Source organism: Streptomyces sp. NPDC001889 (assembly GCF_053594535.1).
Window position 1 is genome coordinate 162263 of the sequence record NZ_JBSFER010000004.1, and the last position, 21976, is coordinate 184238.

At 70.5% G+C, this 21976-nt stretch carries 15 protein-coding genes; 7 read left to right on the plus strand and 8 right to left on the minus strand.

Annotated features, from left to right (window positions below):
- Positions 1–151: 151 nt before the first annotated feature.
- Complete coding sequence (gene dop / locus ACWCRA_RS05985; RefSeq protein ID WP_351555022.1) at positions 152–1663, minus strand: depupylase/deamidase Dop; 1512 nt, start codon at positions 1661–1663, stop codon at positions 152–154.
- Positions 1664–1924: 261 nt separating this feature from the next.
- On the minus strand, positions 1925–3691 hold the full coding sequence (gene arc, locus ACWCRA_RS05990) for a proteasome ATPase (protein WP_351555019.1): 1767 nt from the start codon (positions 3689–3691) through the stop codon (positions 1925–1927).
- 265 nt (positions 3692–3956) lie between these two features.
- On the opposite strand from arc, the gene ACWCRA_RS05995 reads away from it, so the two are divergent.
- Complete coding sequence (locus tag ACWCRA_RS05995) at positions 3957–4268, plus strand: ferredoxin (protein WP_351555016.1); 312 nt, start codon at positions 3957–3959, stop codon at positions 4266–4268.
- A gap of 213 nt (positions 4269–4481) precedes the next feature.
- On the opposite strand, the gene ACWCRA_RS06000 is transcribed toward ACWCRA_RS05995, so the two are convergent.
- The 3 genes from ACWCRA_RS06000 to ACWCRA_RS06010 all read right to left on the minus strand — a co-directional run bounded on the left by ACWCRA_RS06000 (position 4482) and on the right by ACWCRA_RS06010 (position 7717).
- On the minus strand, positions 4482–5072 hold the full coding sequence (locus ACWCRA_RS06000) for a hypothetical protein (RefSeq protein WP_351555013.1): 591 nt from the start codon (positions 5070–5072) through the stop codon (positions 4482–4484).
- A 244-nt stretch (positions 5073–5316) separates the two neighbouring features.
- Positions 5317–6204, minus strand: coding sequence for a tRNA (adenine-N1)-methyltransferase (locus tag ACWCRA_RS06005; RefSeq protein WP_351555010.1), 888 nt, complete (start codon positions 6202–6204; stop codon positions 5317–5319).
- A 244-nt stretch (positions 6205–6448) separates the two neighbouring features.
- On the minus strand, positions 6449–7717 hold the full coding sequence (locus tag ACWCRA_RS06010) for a site-2 protease family protein (RefSeq protein WP_351555007.1): 1269 nt from the start codon (positions 7715–7717) through the stop codon (positions 6449–6451).
- A 116-nt stretch (positions 7718–7833) separates the two neighbouring features.
- On the opposite strand from ACWCRA_RS06010, the gene ACWCRA_RS06015 reads away from it, so the two are divergent.
- Positions 7834–8802: a RecB family exonuclease gene (locus ACWCRA_RS06015; RefSeq protein WP_351555004.1), complete on the plus strand. Its 969-nt coding sequence runs from the start codon at positions 7834–7836 to the stop codon at positions 8800–8802.
- A gap of 10 nt (positions 8803–8812) precedes the next feature.
- Positions 8813–9484 (plus strand): response regulator transcription factor, encoded by a 672-nt coding sequence (locus tag ACWCRA_RS06020; RefSeq protein WP_351555001.1) that lies wholly within the window; start codon positions 8813–8815, stop codon positions 9482–9484.
- Between the two features lie 83 nt (positions 9485–9567).
- Here the strand turns inward: ACWCRA_RS06020 and ACWCRA_RS06025 are convergent, their stop codons facing one another.
- From ACWCRA_RS06025 to metH, 3 genes are all read right to left on the minus strand, one after another.
- Positions 9568–11157 carry an ABC transporter substrate-binding protein gene (locus ACWCRA_RS06025; protein WP_351559659.1) on the minus strand — a complete coding sequence of 530 codons (1590 nt, stop codon included), beginning with the start codon at positions 11155–11157 and terminating at the stop codon, positions 9568–9570.
- A gap of 590 nt (positions 11158–11747) precedes the next feature.
- The gene (locus ACWCRA_RS06030; protein ID WP_351559657.1) at positions 11748–12476 is read right to left on the minus strand and encodes an HAD family hydrolase; all 729 of its coding nucleotides are present in this window, start codon (positions 12474–12476) and stop codon (positions 11748–11750) included.
- Positions 12477–12761: 285 nt separating this feature from the next.
- Positions 12762–16283, minus strand: a complete 3522-nt coding sequence (gene metH / locus ACWCRA_RS06035; RefSeq protein ID WP_351559655.1) for a methionine synthase — start codon at positions 16281–16283, stop codon at positions 12762–12764.
- A gap of 241 nt (positions 16284–16524) precedes the next feature.
- On the opposite strand from metH, the gene ACWCRA_RS06040 reads away from it, so the two are divergent.
- From ACWCRA_RS06040 to ACWCRA_RS06055, 4 genes are all read left to right on the plus strand, one after another.
- Positions 16525–17289, plus strand: coding sequence for an IclR family transcriptional regulator (locus ACWCRA_RS06040; RefSeq protein WP_351559661.1), 765 nt, complete (start codon positions 16525–16527; stop codon positions 17287–17289).
- A gap of 566 nt (positions 17290–17855) precedes the next feature.
- Positions 17856–18641: an MIP/aquaporin family protein gene (locus ACWCRA_RS06045; protein ID WP_351558788.1), complete on the plus strand. Its 786-nt coding sequence runs from the start codon at positions 17856–17858 to the stop codon at positions 18639–18641.
- A 61-nt stretch (positions 18642–18702) separates the two neighbouring features.
- The gene (gene glpK / locus ACWCRA_RS06050; RefSeq protein ID WP_351558789.1) at positions 18703–20250 is read left to right on the plus strand and encodes a glycerol kinase GlpK; all 1548 of its coding nucleotides are present in this window, start codon (positions 18703–18705) and stop codon (positions 20248–20250) included.
- Between the two features lie 5 nt (positions 20251–20255).
- Positions 20256–21866 (plus strand): glycerol-3-phosphate dehydrogenase/oxidase, encoded by a 1611-nt coding sequence (locus tag ACWCRA_RS06055; RefSeq protein WP_351558791.1) that lies wholly within the window; start codon positions 20256–20258, stop codon positions 21864–21866.
- Positions 21867–21976: the final 110 nt, after the last annotated feature.

A 21976-nucleotide genomic window follows, 5' to 3' on the forward strand; every position in this document is an offset into this window, starting at 1 on the left:
GCCCTGACGTGAGTTCGTTCCTGTCAAGATCAGACCCTACAAGCCCGGTCCGACATCGGCCCCGCACTTTTCCCAACGTCCGGAGACCATCCCCACGATTCCCGGTGATGATTCCCGAACCAGGACCTTTTAGCCCCGTGACCGGGACCTTTCAGCCCCCGGACAGCACCCGGACCAGGTCCTCCGCCGTCCTGCAGCGGTCCAGCAGCTCCTTGACGTGGTTACGGGTGCCGCGCAGCGGCTCCAGGGTCGGGACCCGCTGGAGCGAGTCACGGCCCGGCAGATCGAAGATCACCGAGTCCCAGGAGGCCGCCGCCACATCGTCCGCGTACTGCTCCAGACAGCGGCCCCGGAAGTAGGCCCGGGTGTCCTCGGGCGGCTTGGTGCGCGCCCGGACGACCTCCTCCTCGTCGAGCAGCCGTTTCATCCGGCCGCGGGCCGCCAGCCGGTTGTAGAGGCCCTTCTCGGGCCGTACGTCCGCGTACTGGAGGTCCACCAGATGCAGCCGGGCGGCGTCCCAGTCCAGGTCGTCCCGGCGGCGGTACCCCTCCATCAGCTCTTTCTTCGCGATCCAGTCCAGCTCGCCCGCCAGGCTCATCGGATCGTTCTCCAGCCGGTTGAGCGTGTCCTCCCAGCGGCTCAGCACATCCCGGGTCTGCTCGTCGGCGTCCGCCCCGAAGCGCTCCTCGACATACTTCCTGGCCAGCTCGTAGTACTCCATCTGCAGCTGCACCGCGGTGAGTGTCCGGCCGCTGCGCAGCGTGACCAGCCGGCGCAGACCGGGGTCGTGGGAGACCTGGTGGAGCGTGCGCACGGGCTGGTCGACGGCGAGATCGACGGCGATGAAGCCGTCCTCGATCATGGAGAGCACCAGGGCGGTGGTGCCCAGCTTGAGATAGGTGGAGATCTCCGAGAGATTGGCGTCGCCGATGATCACATGGAGCCGGCGGTACTTCTCGGCGTCGGAGTGGGGCTCGTCGCGGGTGTTGATGATGGGGCGCTTGAGGGTGGTCTCCAGGCCCACCTCGACCTCGAAGTAGTCCGCCCGCTGGCTGATCTGGAAGCCGTGCTCATGGCCGTCCTGCCCGATGCCGACCCGCCCGGCTCCGGTGACCACCTGCCGGGAGACGAAGAACGGCGTCAGATGGCGCACGATGTCCGAGAACGGGGTCTCCCGCTTCATCAGATAGTTCTCATGGGTCCCGTAGGACGCGCCCTTGTTGTCGGTGTTGTTCTTGTAGAGATGGATCGGCTGGGCGCCGGGGAGCTGGGCCGCCCGCTCGGCGGCCTCGGCCATGATCCGTTCGCCGGCCTTGTCCCACAGGACGGCGTCACGGGGGTTGGTGATCTCGGGAGAGCTGTACTCGGGGTGCGCGTGGTCGACGTAGAGCCGGGCCCCATTGGTGAGGATCACATTGGCCAGGCCGATGTCCTCGTCCGTGAGCTGGCTGGAGTCGGCGGCCTCGCGGGCGAGGTCGAAGCCGCGGGCGTCCCGCAGCGGATTCTCCTCCTCGAAGTCCCAGCGGGCGCGGCGCGCCCGGTGCATCGCCGCCGCGTAGGCGTTGACGATCTGGGATGAGGTGAGCATGGCATTGGCGTTGGGATGACCCGGGACGGAGATGCCGTACTCCGTCTCGATTCCCATTACTCGCCGTACGGTCATGCGGCCCTCCTTGCCCTGCGACGCTCCCGTCCGGGGGCGGCGCTCAAGTACCGCGGGGTGCTCCGGTGCGCATGCGGTGCCCGTCCCGCGCTGCGCGACCCGGCGGTACCGAAGAGCCTAGAACGCCTCCGCGCCGCTGGGGAGATCGATTGACTCTTTGCTGCGGTGTGGCTCATGCGGTCGGGTGGGTCCGGCACGGGCGCGCGGCGGGGAAAGCAGCCGGCTGCGGGTGCCCGGCCGGGCACCCGCAGCCGGTGCCCTCTACAGGTACTGTCCGGTGTTCGCCACCGTGTCGATGGAGCGACCGGTGTCGGCGCCCTGCTTTCCGGTGACGAGGGTGCGGATGAAGACGATCCGCTCGCCCTTCTTGCCGGAGATGCGGGCCCAGTCGTCCGGGTTGGTGGTGTTGGGCAGGTCCTCGTTCTCCTTGAACTCGTCCACGCACGCCTGGAGGAGATGGGAGACGCGCAGACCCTTCTGGTTGTGGTCGAGGAAGGCCTTGATCGCCATCTTCTTGGCCCGGTCCACGATGTTCTGGATCATCGCTCCGGAGTTGAAGTCCTTGAAGTAGAGGACTTCCTTGTCACCGTTGGCGTAGGTGACCTCCAGGAAGCGGTTCTCCTCGGACTCCGCGTACATCTGCTCCACGACCGACTGGATCATCGCGTGAGCGGCGGCTTCCTTGGAGCCGTTGTGCTCGGAGAGGTCGTCGGAGTGCAGCGGGAGCGAGGCGGTCAGGTACTTCGCGAAGATGTCCTTCGCCGCCTCCGCGTCCGGGCGCTCGATCTTGATCTTCACATCGAGGCGGCCGGGGCGCAGGATCGCGGGGTCGATCATGTCCTCGCGGTTGGACGCGCCGATCACGATCACGTTCTCCAGGCCCTCGACGCCGTCGATCTCGGCGAGGAGCTGGGGGACGATGGTGTTCTCCACATCGGAGCTGACACCGGACCCGCGGGTGCGGAAGAGGGACTCCATCTCGTCGAAGAAGACGATGACGGGGGTGCCCTCGCTGGCCTTCTCACGGGCCCGCTGGAAGACGAGCCGGATGTGGCGCTCGGTCTCGCCGACGTACTTGTTGAGGAGCTCGGGTCCCTTGATGTTGAGGAAGTAGCTCTTTCCGGCCGGCTGGCCGGTGACTTCGGCGACCTTCTTCGCAAGGGAGTTGGCGACGGCCTTGGCGATGAGCGTCTTGCCGCAGCCGGGCGGGCCGTAGAGCAGGATGCCCTTCGGCGGTCGCAGTTCGTGCTCCTTGAAGAGGTCCGGGTACAGATAGGGGAGCTCGACCGCGTCGCGGATCAGCTCGATCTGATTGCCCAGGCCGCCGATCTTGTTGTAGTCGACGTCGGGGACCTCTTCGAGGACGAGCTCCTCGACCTCGCTCTTGGGGACCACTTCGTAGACATAGCCGGAGCGGGGTTCGAGCAGCAGGGCGTCGCCGGGGCGGATGGTGATGTCCAGCAGCGGCTCCGCGAGCCGCACCACCCGCTCCTCGTCGGTGTGGCCGATGACCAGGGCGCGCTCGCCGTCCTCCAGGATCTCCTTGAGGGTGACGATGTCGCCGGCGCGCTCGTACGCCATGGCCTCGACCACGTTGAGCGCCTCATTGAGCATGACTTCCTGGCCGCGCCGGAGCTCGTCGAGCTCGACCCCGGGGCTGACGTTCACCCGGAGCTTGCGGCCCCCGGTGAAGATGTCACACGTGCCGTCCTCGTTCGCCTGAAGAAAAACTCCGAAGCCGGCCGGTGGCTGTGCGAGCCGGTCGACCTCCTCCTTGAGGGCCACGATCTGGTCGCGGGCCTCACGGAGTGTGTTGGCGAGCCGCTCGTTCTGTGCGGACACGCCGGCCAGATTGGTCTGCAGTTCGACGATCCGCTCTTCGAGAATCCTCGTGTGACGCGGAGAGTCGGCGAGCTTGCGGCGCAGGACGGCGATTTCCTGCTCAAGATAGGCGACCTGGCCGGCTGGGTCTTCAGACCCCCGCCCCGGCCGGATGCCGCGGTTGATGTCGTCGTCGTGGGCTGCCACGGTCCTCACCTCCTCCAAGGGGAGCTGGACGCTTCCTGACCCTACCTGGGTGGGTGGTGATTGAAACCCCTAGATCACAAAGACGGTAGGGGCGTGTCCGATCTTCACCCTTGCGCTCTCCCTCGTGCCAGGGGAATACCCACCCATCAACATCGGAAAGCGGGCGGTTGTATGGTCGAAGTGTTCAACACCCGTCAGGGCTGGCGCGACTTGCCTCACATCCCTTGGCTGAACGCTCGACCCGACGCAGGAAACGGCAGGAGACATGACCGTGCAGCACGAGGCCCCGTCCGATGGCGCCGCAGAGGCCCTGGAGGTCTGGATCGACCAGGACCTCTGCACCGGGGACGGGATCTGTGCTCAGTACGCCCCGGAAGTGTTCGAGCTGGACATCGACGGTCTGGCCTATGTCAAGAGCTCCGACGACGAGCTGCTGCAGAATCCGGGGGCTTCCACTCCGGTTCCGCTGCCGCTGCTGCGGGACGTGGTGGACTCCGCCAAGGAGTGCCCCGGTGACTGCATCCACGTACGTCGGGTTTCGGACAGGGTGGAGGTCTACGGACCGGACGCCGAGTAGCCGTCCGGCCACGGGACGCGGGGCGCGAGGGCACCGGGTGCCGCGCCTCCGGTTCCGCTGTCCGCCGGCCCCGCCGGCAGCCGTGTCCGCCGGCCACCGTCCCCCGCGAACCCTCCCGGCCGTGCCGCGCCCCGGCCCCGAAAGGGCCCGGGGCCTCCCGTCAGAAGGCCGTGCCGCCGCACCGCCCGGCGGGGGCTCCGCTCCGCCCGGCGGTCACAGGGCCCGTGGCTCGCTCTGCGCGGTACGGAGGAACTTGCCGCCCTTCCACCGCCATTCGGCCTTGTCCCGCACATCGGGACAGCAGCTCGGCACATCCGGCGAGGAGTAGCCGAACAGGGTCGCCGCGACCGCGCCGTCCCGTACCGCCAGCTCCCCCACGCTCTGCCGCTCGGCGGGGTCGAGCAGGGTGGCGACCACGCGCGGAGCGCCCTTCCGGTCGGCGGCGAGCACATAGATCCCGCTGGGCGGATTGCCGCCGCCCGCGTCACAGCGTGCCGCGACGACGGTCTCGGGCCGGCCGTCGCCGTCGAGATCCCCGGTGGCCTCTTTCACCACCACGGCGGCGGCCCGGCCGCACTCCGGCCCGAGGGTGACCCGGTCGGGGTCGGGGGCGGGTGCGGCGGTGTCCGCCGGCCCGGGGCCGGAGCGGGTGGTGGGCCCCTCCCCGGCGTGGGAGGCGGTGGCGGCGCCGGGCTGGACGAGGCCCGCGAACGCGACGACGGCGGCCATCGCGGCGGCGGTGGCGAGCCAGTGCACCGGGCGGGTCCTGGTGTGCGCGAGGTCCGGGAGCGCGGAGGTCTGCACGCGTGAAGTCTCCTGTGAAGGCGGAGCCGGCTGAGCGGCGTCGGGAGGGAGGTTTGCATCGTGCCACAGGTCACAGGGCCCGGACACGGCAGGGTTGTCAGGGTTCGGTAACTGTCCCGGGGGCGAACAGCACGACGCCGCCGCGGAGTTCCCGTTCGCGAAGTGCGGTACGGCGGGAACTCCGCGGCGGCGGTGTCACGTTGTTCGGTCGAAGGACCGGAAGGTCTCCCGGGAAGGGAGGGGATCAGCCCTTGTTGGGGCCCTCGTAATCGTCCCCGTAGGCGCCCTTGGCGGGGCGGCGGCGGCGCATCGGGGGCTCGACACCGTCGGCGAGCCGCCGGGCGGTGACCAGGAAGCCGGTGTGCCCGATCATGCGGTGATCGGGGCGGACGGCCAGGCCCTCGACGTGCCAGTTGCGGACCATCGACTCCCAGGGCTGCGGCTCGGCGAAGCAGCCGATCTCGCGGATGGACTCGACGGTGCGCGCGAGCTGGGTGGTGGTCGCGACGTAGCAGCAGAGGATGCCGCCGGGCACCAGCGCCTTGGAGACGGCGTCCAGGCACTCCCACGGGGCGAGCATGTCGAGGACCACCCGGTCGACATCGGCGTCGCTGAGGTTGTCCTGGAGATCGCCGACGGTGAGCTGCCAGGCGGGGTGCGGACCGCCGAAGTAGCGCTCCACGTTCTGCTGGGCGATCTCGGCGAAGTCCGCGCGCCGCTCGTAGGAGTGCAGCATTCCGTGGTCGCCGATGGCGCGCAGCAGAAAGGCGCTGAGAGAGCCCGAACCCACACCCGCCTCGACGACGCGGGCGCCGGCGAAGATGTCGGCGAAGGCCAGGATCTGCCCCGCGTCCTTGGGGTAGACCACGGCGGCGCCGCGGGGCATGGACAGGACATAGTCGGGGAGCAGGGGGCGCAGCGCGAGGTAGGCGACGTTTCCCGTGGTTCGGACAACACTGCCCTCGGGAGCACCGATCAGCTCGTCGTGCGGGAAGGACCCTTTGTGGGTGTGGAAATTCTTCCCGGCTTCGAGCGTGAACGTGTAGTGGCGTCCCTTGGGATCGGTGAGCTGGACCTGGTCCCCGACCTTGAAGGGCCCGCGACGGCGGGCGGCACCGGTCGGTTCGGACATGTGACCAGCGTACCGGGCCCGGGGAGGGGCTGAGCACCTGGGCGAGCGGGGGCGGGACCCGCGGGGCCCGGCGACCGGCCCCGGAGCGGACGCCGCGCGGGCTGCCGCGGCGGCGCGGAGGCCCGCTGTCCGGCCCGGCCGCCCCGGCGCGCGGCTCCCGTGCCGGGGCGGCCGGGACGGGGCGGCCGGGAGGGCGGGGCCGGGTGCGCGGGCCCGGAGGGCGGAGGGGGCGGGCCCGGGGCTCTCAGCCGCCCGGGGAGTGGGGCCGGGCCATCGCCGCGACGAAGGCCCGCTCGACATCGGCGGTGGAGAGTACGCCGTAGATCTCGCCGGTCTCCTCGACCACGAGGTACTCGGTGGCCGGGGTGGCCCGCAGCCGGTCCAGGAGGGCCTCCCCGGCCAGATCGGCGGGGAGCCGCATGCTGTCGGTGAGGTCCTGGGCCAGTCCGCTGACAGCGACCCAGGGACGGCGGTGCTCGGGCACGCCCACGATGGAGGTCTCGCGGACCAGGCCGGTCGGCTCGCCCTGCCCGTCGACGACCACCAGGGCACGGGCCCCCGCCTCGTTGGCGCGGCGGAGAGCCTCGGAGAGCGGTGTGGCGGATTCGACGGGGACGGCGCGCCGGGTGAGGGTGCGGGCCTCCAGCTCGGGGAGGTGCTCGCGCAGCCGGGCCACCCGCAGGCTGTTGCCCGCGCCGGTCCAGATGATGGCGGCCAGGATCGCGGCGAGCAGCGCGTCGGTGACGGTCTCCATGCCGCCGATGTCCTGGGCGGGGCTGCCGAGGGCGCCGGTGTGGGTGAGCAGCGGCAGGCCGATGAGGACGGCGACGGCCAGGGCGCGGCCGACCCAGGCGGCGGCGATGGTGCCGCTCATGGGTTTGCCGGTGATCTTCCAGACGACGGCACGGAGCATGCGCCCGCCGTCGAGCGGCAGGCCGGGGAGGAGGTTGAAGGCGGCGACGATGAGGTTGGAGATCATCAGGCCGGCGAGGAGGACACCGGGGACGGTGCCGGCCTCCACGGTCTGCATGCCGAGGTAGAAGACCCCGGCGAGGACCAGGGAGAGCAGCGGGCCGACGAAGGCCAGGACGAACTCCCGGCCCGGGGTCTCGGTCTCCTTCTCGATCTCGGAGACGCCGCCGAAGAACTGGAGCTGGATGCGCCGCACGGGAAGCTTGAAGCGGAGCGCGGCGACGGTGTGGGCCAGCTCGTGGACGAGCACCGAGGCGTAGAAGGCGACGGCGAAGAAGAGGGAGACGAGATAGCGGGCGCCGCCCAGCTCGGGCAGGACCCGGTCGAGCTGGCCGCCGAAGACCCAGGTGATCAGGGCGGCGACGAGGAACCAGCTGGGGGCGACATAGACGGGCACGCCGAAGGGGCGGCCCATGAGGATTCCGCCGCCCGGGCCGTCGGAGCGCTTCGGCTTGCCCTTGCGGTCGCTGCCCCGGGGGTCCTTCCCCTGGGCGTCGGTGTGCGCCCGCTTGCGCTCGCCTCGCGTGTCGTCCTCGTTCACGGGTTCCCTTCGTCTCGGTGCCGGAGTGGCTCCGCTGCTTCGATCATGCGGTGTACCGGCCTCTGACGTCGATGGTATTGCGCTCGCTGTCAGTGGCGGGCCGTAGGGTCTGGGTCATGAGGACAAGTCAGGCGTCGGTGCCCGGTCGGCCCCCCATGTCGCTGTCGCCCTCGCGGGCGAGCGATTTCATGCAGTGCCCGCTGCTGTACCGGTTCCGGGTGATCGACCGGCTGCCGGAGAAGCCGAGCGAGGCGGCCACCCGGGGCACCCTGGTGCACGCGGTGCTGGAGCGGCTCTTCGACACCCCGGCGGCCGAGCGCACGGCGCCGCGCGCCAAATCGCTGGTCCCGGGAGAGTGGGACCGGCTGCTCGCGGACCGGCCGGAGCTGGCCGGGCTGTTCGCGGGCGAGGAGGGCGGCGAGCGGCTGGCGCGCTGGCTGGGCGAGGCCGAGGGGCTGGTGGAGCGCTGGTTCTCGCTGGAGGACCCGACGCGCCTGGAGCCGGCGGAGCGGGAGATGTTCGTCGAGGCCGAGCTGGATTCGGGGCTGCGGCTGCGCGGAGTGATCGACCGGGTCGATGTGGCGCCGACGGGCGAGGTGCGGATCGTCGACTACAAGACCGGCAAGGCCCCGCGTCCGGAGTACAGCGAGGGCGCGCTGTTCCAGATGAAGTTCTACGCCCTGGTGATCTGGCGGCTGAAGGCCGTGGTGCCGCGCCGGCTCCAGCTGGTCTATCTGGGCAGCGGCGATGTGCTGACGTACGACCCGGTCCCGGCGGATCTGGAGCGGGTGGAGCGGAAGCTGCTCGCGCTCTGGGAGGCGATCCGGGCGGCGACGGAGTCGGGCGAGTGGCGCCCCCGGCCCACGAAGCTGTGCGGCTGGTGCGACCACCAGGCGGTGTGTCCCGAGTTCGGCGGCACTCCCCCGGTGTATCCGCTGAGTGTTCCCCCGGCCGGGTCGGTGCCCGCGCCGGCCGGTCCGGAGCCGGTGCCCGCGGTCCCCCGGCCGGAGCCCGCGGGAGCCGCCGCGGAGGCGGTCGGCCCCGCTCCGGAGGGTCAGGGCAGAATGGTGCCCGACCAAGTGTGAGGAGTTCCCCGTGGCCATCCGCGTTCTGCTGGTCGACGACCAGCCCCTGCTGCGCACCGGTTTCCGGATGATTCTGGAGGCGGAGCAGGAAATCGCGGTCGTCGGTGAGGCCGGGGACGGTCTCCAGGCGCTCGACCAGGTACGGGCGCTCCAGCCCGATGTGGTGCTCATGGACATCCGGATGCCCCGGATGGACGGGGTTGAAGCGACCCGCCAGATCACCGGTCCCGGACGGGACGGTCCGGCGAAGGTCCTGGTGCTGACGACCTTCGATCTCGACGAGTACGTGGTGGAGGCCCTGCGGGCGGGGGCGAGCGGCTTTCTGCTGAAGGACGCGCCCGCGGACGAGCTGGTCCAGGCGATCCGGGTGGTCGCGGCCGGGGAGGCGATGCTCGCGCCGAGCATCACACGCCGGCTGCTCGACAAGTACGCGGGCCATCTGCCGTCCGGCGAGGAGCCGGTTCCGGACACGCTGCACACGCTGACCGACCGCGAGGTGGAGGTCCTCAAGCTCGTGGCCCGCGGTCTGTCGAACGCGGAGATCGCCGCGGATCTCTTCGTGAGCGAGACGACGGTGAAGACGCATGTCGGTCATGTGCTGACCAAGCTGGGTCTGCGCGACCGGGTGCAGGCGGCTGTCTACGCGTACGAGAGCGGTCTGGTGCGCCCCGGCGCCCAGTAGCGGACGGCCCCCGGGCGGGACAGTGAAGCGGCGGCGGGCCGGGCCCGCCGCCGCTTCCACTGTTTCCGTCCGGGGACGGCGGCTCACTTGCCGGTGGTGCCCAGTTCCCAGAGCTGGAGGTCGGAGCTGCCGTTGAGGAGCCGCTCCACTCCGGTGATGCCCTTGCGGGCGGCGACGTACTGCTTGCCCTGCCACAGCGGCAGCACCGGCACGTCCTCGGCGATGATCTCCTGGAGCCTGGCGAAGATCTCACCGGTGGCCGCGCGGTCGGCCTGGCGGCGGGACTGCGGGATGAGCTTGTTGGCCTCGGTGCTCACATAGGGCGATCCGAGGAAGTTGTCCTTCTCCAGGAACGGGGCGATGTAGTTGTCCGGGTCCGGGAAGTCGGGGACCCAGCCGAGGCCGTAGACGGGGTAGTCGCCGCGCTGCCCGGCGGCGCGGAAGGCGGACCACTCGGCGCCCTTGACGGTGACGGAGAAGAGCCCCGACGCGTTGAGCTGGTCGCGGATGACCTCGAACTCCTCGACCGCGTACCGGTCGGAGGCGTAGTGGAGGGTGAGCTTCACCGGGGTGGTGATGTTGGCGTCCCGGAGGTAGCCCTTGGCCCGCTTCAGGCTGGGGTCGCCGTACTTGTTGTAGAAGCTGTTCTTGTGGCCGCTGACGCTCGACGGGATGAGGGAGTACAGCGGTTCGGCGGTGGAGCTGTGCACATCGCCGGCGATCTGGCCGCGGTCGATGAGCGCGGCCATGGCCTGGCGCACGGCCTTGTCCTTCACTGACGGGTGCTCGGTGTTGAAGGCGAGGTACTGGATCGAGAGGCCGGGCAGCTCGGTGAGCTGGATGTCCTTGTCGGGGTTGTCCAGCATTTTGGCGATGTGGTCCGAGGCGATCTCGCGGGTGGCGATATCGATGTCGCCCTTCTCCAGGGCCTTGGTCATGGCCGCGGAGTCCTTGAAGATCCGCAGTTCGACCTTGCTGTTCCGGAGTTCGAGGTCGCCCTTGTAGGAGCCGTTCTTGTTGAACACGACCTTGGTGATCGCGCCGTCCTTGGCGGACGCCTTCATCGTGTACGGCCCGGAGCCGTCCACCTCGAAGCCGTCGCGGAGCTTCTTCGCGTCGTACGTCTTCTCGTTGAGGATCGCGGCGGCCGGCGTCGAGAGCTTGTACGGGAAGGTCGCGTCCGGTGTGGAGAGATGGAAGACGATCTCGTGGTCGCCCTTGACCTCGATGGTGTCGATGTTCGCCAGCAGGGCCGCGGCACCGTTGTCGCTGTTGATGGCGAGCAGCCGCTCGATGGAGAACTTGACGTCCTCGGCGGTCAGCTCGGTGCCGTCGGAGAACTTCAGATCGGCGCGGAGCTCGCAGCGGTAGCTCTGGGAGGCGTTGTCGGTGAAGGCGCAGCTCTCGGCGGCGTCCGGAACGGGCTCGCCGCCGCCGCGCGGGGCGTGCATCAGCGTCTGGACGGTCTGGCGCAGTACGTTCCAGGAGCCGGTGTCATAGGCGAAGGCCGGGTCCAGGGGCGCGGGCGCGTCCTTGTCCGCGACGAGTTTATCCGTGGTGCCCACGACAATGGCGTCGCCGCCACCGGCCCCGCCGTCCGTACTGCCGCAGGCGACGAGTACGGGCGCGAGCAGACCGACCACGGCCGGCAGCACCAGAGTCTTGCGGTTCATCCTGGACGTTCTCCTCATCCGGCACTGGGATACAGCCTGTTACGGGAGGCTTCGCCGCGCCGCCCTGTGGGGCGGTGCGATCGGTCCGTGGAATGAAGACCGACCGGTCCTGTGTTTCGCGGCGGTTCTGCGACCGCGGGCGCGTCGGTGGTGCGGCGAGGACTCGCGAAGAGATTAGTCGGCGCGAAGAGGCCGGCTTCACCGGGCCTGAGCGGCTCTGTATTCGCTCAGTGATCACTTGTGTCGGTGTGTGGATGGCCATGCCATGGAATGTTTCGTACACGGCTCCATGAATGTGGACACAAAGCACCGAATGCGGGTGCCGCAGGCACATCCACGACCGCCCTGGACCGTGGGGTTCAGGGCGGTTTCGGTGATGAATGTCACGCCGGGTGACTTATCGGAGGGGTCCTGCATAAACGCGGATCAGGCCAGGTGGTGAATATCCGGCGCGTTTCGCCACTTGCCTCCCGGGACTTCCCTGCTTTCCCGCCTTCCCCGGGTTCCCGGTCGTCTCCCGGCCTTCTCGCGTTCCCGGCTTCACGGGTTCCCGGGTTCCCTATTTCCGGGAATCACGCACGGTGCGGGTTTCAGTTCATGGGAGTGATCAGTGTGCGGAGAAACCGGAGATCCACTTCCTCCAGGGAGCCGACGACGACCCGGCCGGCGGCGGGCGCGATCGGGGCGACCGAGGGCACGGCGACCACCCGGCAGCCGGCCGCCTCCGCGGAGGCGACTCCGGTTGCGGTGTCCTCGATGACGGCGCACCCCGAGGGGTCGGCGCCGACCCCCCGCGCGGCCAGCAGATAGGGGTCGGGGTGCGGCTTGGTGCGCTCCACCTCGTCACCGGCGACCGAGAGGGTGAAGTTGGCGGGGCCGAGGGAGGCCAGGACCCGGTCGATGATGCGGCGGTGGGAGGCGGAGACCAGGGCGGTGGGCACCCGGTGGGCGGCGAGTTCGGCGAGGAGCCGCTCGGCGCCCGGCATCAGCGGCACGCCGCGGTCGATCCGGGCCTCGAACCGGTCGTTGAGCAGCACGGTCAGCTCCGGCAGCGCGATGTCGGCGCCGGTGGCCTCGATGAGGAAGCCCGCGCTGCGGGTCATCGGGCCGCCGACGACCACATCGCGCCAGGCCTCGTCCAGGGTGTGGCCGAGGCCGGCGAAGACCTCGACCTCGGCGTCCCACCAGAAGCCCTCGGTGTCCACCAGGGTGCCGTCCATGTCCAGGAAGACCGCTTCCAGGCCCGCGGCACCCGCCTGGCCGGGCTCGGGGCGGCCTTCGGCCGTACGGGTCAGGGACGCGGGGACCGTACTGGTCATCGGCACACCTCCGGAAGGGACGAGAAGGCCGGCCGACTCTCCCCGCGGCTCTCCCGCGGGGACAGGCGACCGGCCTGCTTGGGACCGACAAGTGTACGACTGCGGCGGCGCGAGCGCCCGGGGAAATCGGAAGGGGGCGTTCGGCGGCCCGGCGGCCCCGCCGCCCCCTCCCGTACCGCCGCGGTCCGCGGCCAGGTCGTCTCTTGCGGATCTTGCCGGGGCTCGCGAGCCCCGGCACCGCGCCTCGCCGGTCCGGCCCGACCCGACCGACCCGAAAGAAACTCCCTAGCGCGCGTTGAAGTACTTGGCCTCGGGGTGGTGGATGACGATGGCGTCGGTGGACTGCTCGGGGTGGAGCTGGAACTCCTCCGACAGCTCCACGCCGATCCGCTCCGGCCGGAGCAGGTCGGCGATCTTCGCCCGGTCCTCCAGGTCCGGGCAGGCGCCGTAGCCGAGGGAGAACCGCGCGCCCCGGTACTTCAGCGCGAACATGTCCTCCACGGCGTCGGGGTCCTCGCCCCCGTAGCCGAGTTCGGCGCGGACCCGGGCGTGCCAGTACTCGGCGAGCGCCTCGGCGAGCTGGACGGAGAGCCCGTGCAGTTCGAGGTAGTCGCGGTAGGAGTCGGAGGCGAAGAGCTCGGCCGTCGCCTCGCCGATCCTGGAGCCGACGGTGACGACCTGGAGGCCGACGACATCGGTCTCGCCGGACTCCTCCGGGCGGAAGAAGTCGGCGAGGCAGAGCCGGCGGCCCCGGCGCTGGCGGGGGAAGGAGAAACGGGTGCGCTCGGAGCCGTCCTCGTTCAGCAGGATCAGATCGTCGCCCTTGGAGACACAGGGGAAGTAGCCGTAGACGACGGCGGCCTCCAGGAGGTTGCGGGTGTGGAGCTGCTCCAGCCAGCCGCGCAGCCGGGGCCGTCCCTCGCTCTCCACCAGCTCCTCGTACGAGGGTCCGTCGCCGGCCCGGGTCTGCTTGAGGCCCCACTGCCCCTTGAAGAGGGCGCCCTCGTCCAGCCAGGAGGCGTACTCCTTGAGCTGGATGCCCTTGATGACCCGGGTGCCCCAGAAGGGAGGTGTGGGCACCGGGTTGTCGATGGCGACGTCGGAGCGGGCGGCGCCCTCCTCGGGGCGCTCCTCGACGACCGCGGTCGCGGCGGGCCTGACCCGGCGCTGCTTCAGCTCGGGCAGCACCGCCCCGGGGACACCGCGCTTGACCGCGATGAGCGCGTCCATCAGCCGCAGGCCCTCGAAGGCGTCCCGGGCGTAGCGCACCTCGCCCTCGTAGATCTCGTGCAGATCCTGTTCGACATAGGCGCGGGTGAGGGCGGCGCCGCCGAGGATGACGGGGTAGTCGGCGGCCATCTTGCGCTGGTTGAGCTCCTGGAGGTTCTCCTTCATGATCACCGTGGATTTCACCAGCAGGCCGGACATGCCGATCACATCGGCGCGGTGCTCCTCGGCGGCCTCCAGGATCGCCGAGACCGGCTGCTTGATCCCCAGGTTGACCACGTTGTAGCCGTTGTTGGAGAGGATGATGTCGACCAGGTTCTTGCCGATGTCGTGCACATCGCCGCGGACGGTGGCGAGCACGATGGTGCCCTTGCCCTCCGCGTCGGACTTCTCCATGTGCGGCTCCAGATGGGCGACCGCGAGCTTCATCACCTCGGCGGACTGGAGCACGAACGGCAGCTGCATCTGGCCGGACCCGAACAGCTCGCCGACGACCTTCATGCCCTCCAGGAGGGTGTCGTTGACGATGGCGAGGGCGGGCCGGTCCTGGAGGGCCTCGTCGAGGTCGGCCTGGAGACCGTTCTTCTCGCCGTCGATGATGCGCCGCTGGAGCCGCTCGTCCAGCGGGAGGGCGAGCAGTTCCTCGGCCTTGCCCGCCTTCATGGACTTGGTGTTGACGCCCTCGAAGAGCGCCATCAGCCGCTGGAGCGGGTCGTACCCCTCGGCCCTGCGGTCGTGGATCAGGTCGAGCGCGACCTTGATCTGCTCCTCGTCGAAGCGGGCGATGGGAAGGATCTTGGAGGCGTGGACGATGGCGGAGTCCAGGCCGGCCTTGACGCACTCGTCGAGGAAGACGGAGTTGAGCAGGATGCGGGCGGCCGGGTTGAGGCCGAAGGAGATGTTGGAGAGGCCGAGGGTGGTCTGCACATCGGGGTGGCGGCGCTTCAGCTCGCGGATGGCCCCGATGGTGGCGATGCCGTCCTTGCGGGACTCCTCCTGCCCGGTGCAGATGGTGAAGGTGAGGGTGTCGATGAGGATGTCCGACTCCAGGATTCCCCAGTTCCCGGTGAGGTCGGCGATGAGCCGCTCGGCGATGGCGACCTTGTGCTCGACGGTCCGGGCCTGGCCCTCCTCGTCGATGGTGAGGGCGATCAGGGCCGCGCCGTGCTCCTGGGCCAGCCGGGTGACCTGGGCGAAGCGGGAGTCGGGACCGTCGCCGTCCTCGTAGTTGACGGAGTTGATGACGGCCCGGCCGCCGAGCTTCTCCAGGCCGGCCCGGATCACATCGACCTCGGTGGAGTCCAGGACGAGCGGGAGGGTGGAGGCGGTGGCGAACCGGCCCGCCAGCTCCCGCATGTCGGCGACGCCGTCCCGGCCCACGTAGTCGACGCAGAGGTCGAGCATGTGCGCGCCCTCGCGGATCTGGTCGCGGGCGATCTCCACACAGTCGTCCCAGCGGGCCTCCAGCATGGCCTCGCGGAACTTCTTGGAGCCGTTGGCGTTGGTGCGCTCGCCGATCGCCATGTAGGAGGTGTCCTGGCGGAAGGGCACCGTCTGGTAGAGAGAGGCGGCACCGGGCTCGGGGCGCGGGTCACGGGCGGCCGGGGTGAGGCTGCGGACCCGCTCGACGACCTGGCGCAGGTGCTCCGGTGTCGTACCGCAGCAGCCGCCGACCAGGGAGAGGCCGTACTCGTGGACGAAGTTCTCCTGGGCGTCGGCCAGCTCCGGCGCGGAGAGCGGGTAGTGCGCGCCGTCCTTGCCGAGGACGGGCAGTCCGGCGTTGGGCATGCAGGAGAGCGGGATGCGGGAGTGGCGGGCCAGATAGCGCAGGTGCTCGCTCATCTCGGCGGGGCCGGTGGCGCAGTTCAGGCCGATCATGTCGATGCCGAGGGGCTCCAGGGCGGTCAGGGCCGCGCCGATCTCGGAGCCGAGGAGCATGGTGCCGGTGGTCTCGACGGTCACCGAGCAGATCAGCGGCAGGTTCAGTCCGGAGGTCTCCAGGGCCCGGCGGGCGCCGAGTATGGCGGCCTTGGTCTGGAGCAGGTCCTGGGTGGTCTCCACCAGGAGGGCGTCCGCGCCGCCCGCGATCATGCCCTCGGCGTTCTGCTGGTAGGCGTCGCGGAGGGTGAGGTAGGGGGCGTGGCCCAGTGTGGGGAGTTTGGTGCCGGGGCCCATGGAGCCCAGCACCCAGCGCTGCTGTCCGGTGGCGGCGGTGAACTCGTCGGCGACCTCCCGGGCGATCCGGGCGCCCGCCTCGGCCAGTTCGTGGACGCGCTCGGGGATGTCGTACTCCGCCAGGGCCGCGTAGTTCGTGCCGAAGGTGTTGGTCTCCACGCAGTCGACGCCGACCTCGAAGTAGGCCGCGTGGACCGAGCGCACGATGTCGGGGCGGGTGACATTGAGGATCTCGTTGCAGCCTTCGAGGTTCTCGAAGTCCTCCATCGTCGGGTCCTGCGCCTGGAGCATGGTGCCCATCGCGCCGTCGGCGACGACGACTCGCGTGGCAAGGGCCTCGCGGAGGGCTTCGATCCGGGTCCGGCTGTCGGCGGAAGGGGCGGAAGAGGTCGGCGACGAGGCCATGGAATGAGCTCCCTGGGATGCGACGGCTGTCGGCTTTGCGGCCTCCGGTGAGAGGGCGCACGGACCCAAGAGTAGCCGGAGCGGGCGCATGGGGGCGGTGGTGTCCCACGGGGCGGACTCCCATGGCCGGGGGCTTTCAGCGGAGCCGTCCGCCACGAGATACTCGCTCCACACTGACCGAGGTCGGCATCGACCGCTAGTGTTCAGCATTGTCGAACAGCAGTGGGAGAGGGCCGATCCGATGGCGAAGAGCATCCAGTCACTGGAGCGCGCGGCGGCGATGCTGCGGCTGCTCGCGGGCGGGGAGCGCCGGCTGGGCCTGTCGGACATCGCCTCCTCGCTGGAGCTCGCCAAGGGGACCGCCCACGGCATCCTGCGGACCCTCCAGGCCGAGGGCTTCGTCGAGCAGGACCCCGCGTCGGGGCGGTACCAGCTGGGGGCGGAGCTGCTGCGGCTCGGCACCGGCTATCTGGATGTGCACGAGCTGCGCGCCCGCGCGCTGGTCTGGACGGACGACCTGGCCCGCTCCAGCGGGGAGAGCGTCCATCTGGGCGTGGCTCACCAGCACGGCGTACTCATCGTCCACCATGTCTTCCGGCCCGACGACAGCCGCCAGGTGCTGGAGGTGGGGGCCATGCAGCCGCTGCACTCCACGGCGCTGGGCAAGGTGCTCGCCGCGTACGACCCGGTGGCGCACACCGAGGCCCTCGAAGTGGAGCGGGAGGCGTTCACCCCGCGGACCGTGACCGGTCTGGAGGAGTTCGAGGCGGGGCTGGCCCTCACCCGGGCGCGCGGCTGGGCCGCCGATGTCGAGGAGACCTGGGAGGGCGTGGCCGCGGTCGCGGCCCCGGTCCACGACCGCCGGCGCATGCCGGTGGGGGCGGTGGCCATCACGGGCCCGGTGGAGCGGGTGTGCGACGGCGAGGAGCTGCGCTCGGAGCTGGTGGCGGCGGTGCGCGAGTGCGCCCGCTCGGTCTCGCGGGATCTGGGCGCCGGCCGGTTCTGAGCGCCGCCGGGCGCCGGTGGGGCCGGGGACGGGCCCCCGGAGGCCCGTGGGGGTGCGCCGGGCCGCCCACGGGGATGCCCGGGGCCCTGCCGCGCGCGCGGTGGGCCGCGCCGGGCCGCCGGGCCGCGCTCGCCGCGTGCCACCTCCGCGCCGGACCGTCCGCGCTCCCGCGCCGGACCGGCCCTCACCCCGGCACCGGGCCGGGGGCCGCACCCCCGCGCCACCCCGCCCGGACCGGCCGGCACCACCGCCCCGTACCCCCGCGCCGTACCCCCGCGCCGGGCCGCGCCGGGCCGCGCCGTCCCCCGCGCCGTCCCCGCGCCGGGCGGTTCCCCGCGCGCTGGCGCATCATCGTAACGATCGGGCTCTGGGGTCGAACGACCCTTGACGCCATGTTGGCCAGGGATAAAACTGCCGTTCATCGGTCGGCATTGTCGAACACCTACCGGCGATACCCGTTAGAGTGTGACAAGCGCCAAGGGCCGGCAACGCCCTCACCTGAGGGCGCGGACCTCCGGAGTGACCCGGGGTCCGCCTTCCCCTGGACGAAGGACAAAGGAGTCGCGGTGTCCAGCTCCGACATCTTTATCGGCGAGATCATCGGAACAGCCGTTCTGATCCTGCTCGGCGGCGGCGTGGTCGCCGCCGTCACCCTCAAGAAATCCAAGGCGCGCGGCGCCGGATGGCTGGCCATCACCATCGCGTGGGGCTTCGCGGTGATGACGGCCGTCTACATCAGCGGCCCGCTCTCCGGTGCCCACCTCAACCCGGCGGTGACCCTCGGCATCGCGCTCAAGGACGGGGTCTGGGACAACTTCGGCGTCTATCTCGCCGGTCAGCTCCTCGGCGCGATGATCGGCGCCGCGCTGGTCTGGGTCGCCTACTACGGCCAGTTCCAGGCGCACCTCACCGACGCGGAGATCGTCGGCGATCCGGCCGACAAGGCGATCGAGGGCCCGCACGGCGGCAACAAGGCCGGCCCGGTCCTCGGCATCTTCTCCACCGGACCCGAGGTCCGCGTCGTCTGGCAGAACCTCGCCACGGAGATCCTGGGCACCGTCGTGCTCGTGCTCGCCGTGCTCACCCAGGGCCTCAACGACGAGGGCAAGGGCCTGAGCATCCTCGGCGGTCTGATCACCTCCTTCGTCGTGGTCGGTATCGGCCTCTCGCTGGGCGGCCCGACCGGCTACGCCATCAACCCGGCCCGTGACCTGGGCCCCCGTATCGTCCACGCCCTGCTGCCGCTGCCCAACAAGGGCGGCTCCGACTGGGGCTACGCCTGGATTCCGATCGTCGGCCCGATGGCCGGCGGAGCGCTCGCCGCGGGTATCTATCACCTCGCGTTCGCCTGACGGCGCACCGTATGCCGCACAGGTACAGCCGTATCCCCACAGACCAGAGCAGGAGCACACCGTGAGCGACACACACACCCCGGCGACGTCCTCCCACGGGCACGGTCCGTTCATCGCCGCCATCGACCAGGGCACCACCTCCAGCCGCTGCATCGTCTTCGACAAGGACGGCCGGATCGTCTCGGTCGACCAGAAGGAGCACGAGCAGATCTTCCCCAGGCCCGGCTGGGTCGAGCACAACGCCACCGAGATCTGGACCAACGTCCAGGAAGTCGTGGCGGGGGCGCTCGACAAGGCGGGCATCACGGCCGCCGACGTCAAGGCGATCGGCATCACCAACCAGCGCGAGACCACGCTGCTCTGGGACAAGAAGACCGGTGAGCCCGTCCACAACGCCATCGTCTGGCAGGACACCCGCACCGACGCGCTCTGCAAGGAGCTGGGCCGCAACGTCGGCCAGGACCGCTTCCGCCGCGAGACCGGGCTGCCGCTGGCGAGCTACTTCGCGGGCCCCAAGGTCCGCTGGCTGCTCGACAACGTGGACGGTCTGCGCGAGCGCGCCGAGCGCGGCGAGATCCTCTTCGGCACCATGGACTCCTGGGTCATCTGGAACCTGACCGGCGGAACCGACGGCGGAGTGCACGTCACCGACGTCACCAACGCCTCCCGCACCATGCTGATGAACCTCTACAGCCTGAAGTGGGACGAGAAGATCCTCACCTCCATGGAGGTCCCGGCGGCGGTGCTGCCCGAGATCCGCTCCTCCTCCGAGGTGTACGGCCACGCCAAGGGCGGCATCCTCGACGGCATCCCCGTCGCCTCCGCCCTCGGCGACCAGCAGGCGGCCCTCTTCGGCCAGACCTGTTTCGCGGAGGGCGAGGCCAAGTCGACGTACGGCACCGGCACCTTCATGCTGATGAACACCGCCGAGACGCCCGTCAACTCCTACAACGGGCTGCTGACGACCGTCGGCTACCGCATCGGCGACCAGAAGGCGGTCTACGCCCTGGAGGGCTCGATCGCGGTCACCGGTTCGCTGGTGCAGTGGATGCGCGACCAGATGGGCCTGATCAACTCCGCGGCCGAGATCGAGACCCTGGCGAGTTCCGTCGAGGACAACGGCGGCGCGTACTTCGTCCCCGCGTTCTCCGGCCTCTTCGCCCCCTACTGGCGCTCCGACGCCCGCGGGGTGATCGCCGGTCTCACCCGCTATGTCACCAAGGCGCACATCGCCCGCGCCGTTCTGGAGGCCACCGCCTGGCAGACCCGCGAGATCACCGACGCCATGACGAAGGACTCCGGCGTCGAGCTGACATCGCTGAAGGTCGACGGCGGCATGACCTCCAACAATCTGCTGATGCAGACGCTCTCGGACTTCCTGGACGCACCGGTCGTGCGCCCGATGGTCGCCGAGACGACCTGCCTCGGAGCCGCCTACGCCGCCGGCCTGGCCGTCGGCTTCTGGCCGGACACCGACGCGCTGCGCGCCAACTGGCGCCGGGCGGCGGAATGGACCCCGCGCATGGACGCCGACCAGCGTGAGCGCGAGTACAAGAACTGGCTCAAGGCCGTCGAGCGGACCATGGGCTGGCTTGAGGAAGAGGAGTAACCGACATGACCACCCCGCAGAGCGTCCCGGCCCTCGGGACGCACCCGGCATCCGGCTCCCTCCCGAGCCGTGCCGAGACACGGGAGCAGCTCTCCAAGGCGACGTACGACCTCCTGGTCATCGGCGGCGGCATCCTGGGCATCTCCACCGCCTGGCATGCGGCGCAGTCCGGGCTGCGGGTGGCCCTGGTGGACGCCGGTGACTTCGCCGGCGCCACCTCCTCCGCCTCCTCCAAGCTGCTCCACGGCGGTCTGCGCTACCTCCAGACCGGTGCGGTGAAGCTGGTGGCGGAGAACCACTTCGAGCGCCGCGCGGTCTCCCGGGAGGTGGCCCCCCACCTCTCCAACCCGCTCACCTTCTATCTGCCGGTGTACAAGGGCGGACCGCACGGTGCCGCGAAGCTCGGCGCGGGTGTGTTCGCGTACTCGGCGCTCTCCGCCTTCGGCGACGGCGTCGGCCATGTCATCAGCGCGGCCAGGGCGCAGCGCGATGTGCCGGAGCTGCGCACCGAGAACCTGAAGGCCGTCGCCGTGTACGGGGACGACCAGATGAACGACGCCCGGATGGCGCTGATGACGGTCCGCGCGGCCGTCGAGGCGGGCGCGACCGTGCTCAACCACGCCGAGGTGACCGGGCTGCGGTTCACCAAGGGCCGGGTGACGGGCGCCGAGCTGAAGGACCGCGCGGACGGTGCGGAGTTCGGGATGAGTGCCCGGCTGGTGCTCAACGCCACCGGCCCGTGGGTGGACCACCTGCGCCGGATGGAGGACCCGAACGCGGCTCCTTCGATCCGTCTCTCCAAGGGCGCGCACCTGGTGCTCAAGCGCACCTCGCCGTGGAAGGCCGCGCTGGCCACCCCGATCGACAAGTACCGCATCACCTTCGCCCTCCCCTGGGAGGACATGCTGCTGCTCGGCACCACGGACGAGGAGTTCGAGGGAGACCCGGGCGAGGTCGCGGTGACCGAGCAGGACACCGCGCAGATCCTGGACGAGGCCGCGTTCTCGATCCGGGACCAGCAGCTCTCGCGGGACCTGATCACCTACTCCTTCGCGGGTCTGCGGGTGCTGCCGGGCGGTCCCGGCGACACCTCGAAGGCGAAGCGGGAGACGGTGGTCTCCGAGGGCCGCGGCGGGATGCTGTCGGTGGCCGGCGGCAAGTGGACGACCTTCCGCCACATCGGCCGTACGGTGATGAACAAGCTGGCCGCCCTGCCCGGGCACCCGCTGGGCGAGGACATGGAGCCCATGTCCTCGCTGCCGAGGAAGCTGCCGCTGCCGGGGATAGCCAACCCGGACGCGGTGGCCCACCGGCTGCTCGTCGACGGCGGCACGCCGGGGCCGAGGATGGCGGCGGACACCGCGCGCCACCTCGCCACCCACTACGGCTCGCTCGCCTTCGACATCGCGCGCCTCGCCAACGACGACCCGGCGCTGGCCGAGCGCGTCCACCCGGACGCCCCGGAGATCTGGGCGCAGGTCGTGTACGCGCGGGACCACGAGTGGGCCGAGACGGCCGACGACGTTCTGCGCCGCCGGACGACGCTGACGATCCGGGGCCTCGCGACGGACGAGATCCGGGCCAGGGTCACGGATCTGCTGGGCGACAGGAAGTAGCACGGCGTATCACGGGCCCCGGAGGTCCGTGCGTGGGGCGGTTCCCGGTCCGGGGGCCGCCCCTCGGTTGTACCCTCAGACATCGGATGATTCCTGGGGGCAGGGGGCGG

What these genes read in the sequence shown, in the direction of transcription:
- ACWCRA_RS05995 (WP_351555016.1), top strand. Translation starts at nt 3,957, where the DNA reads ATGACCGTGCAGCACGAGGCCCCGTCCGATGGCGCCGCAGAGGCCCTG.
- ACWCRA_RS06015 (WP_351555004.1), top strand. Translation starts at nt 7,834, where the DNA reads ATGAGGACAAGTCAGGCGTCGGTGCCCGGTCGGCCCCCCATGTCGCTG.
- ACWCRA_RS06030 (WP_351559657.1), bottom strand. Translation starts at nt 12,476, where the DNA reads ATGACCAGTACGGTCCCCGCGTCCCTGACCCGTACGGCCGAAGGCCGC.
- ACWCRA_RS06025 (WP_351559659.1), bottom strand. Translation starts at nt 11,157, where the DNA reads ATGAACCGCAAGACTCTGGTGCTGCCGGCCGTGGTCGGTCTGCTCGCG.
- dop (WP_351555022.1), bottom strand. Translation starts at nt 1,663, where the DNA reads ATGACCGTACGGCGAGTAATGGGAATCGAGACGGAGTACGGCATCTCC.
- ACWCRA_RS06055 (WP_351558791.1), top strand. Translation starts at nt 20,256, where the DNA reads ATGACCACCCCGCAGAGCGTCCCGGCCCTCGGGACGCACCCGGCATCC.
- ACWCRA_RS06040 (WP_351559661.1), top strand. Translation starts at nt 16,525, where the DNA reads ATGGCGAAGAGCATCCAGTCACTGGAGCGCGCGGCGGCGATGCTGCGG.
- metH (WP_351559655.1), bottom strand. Translation starts at nt 16,283, where the DNA reads ATGGCCTCGTCGCCGACCTCTTCCGCCCCTTCCGCCGACAGCCGGACC.
- ACWCRA_RS06005 (WP_351555010.1), bottom strand. Translation starts at nt 6,204, where the DNA reads ATGTCCGAACCGACCGGTGCCGCCCGCCGTCGCGGGCCCTTCAAGGTC.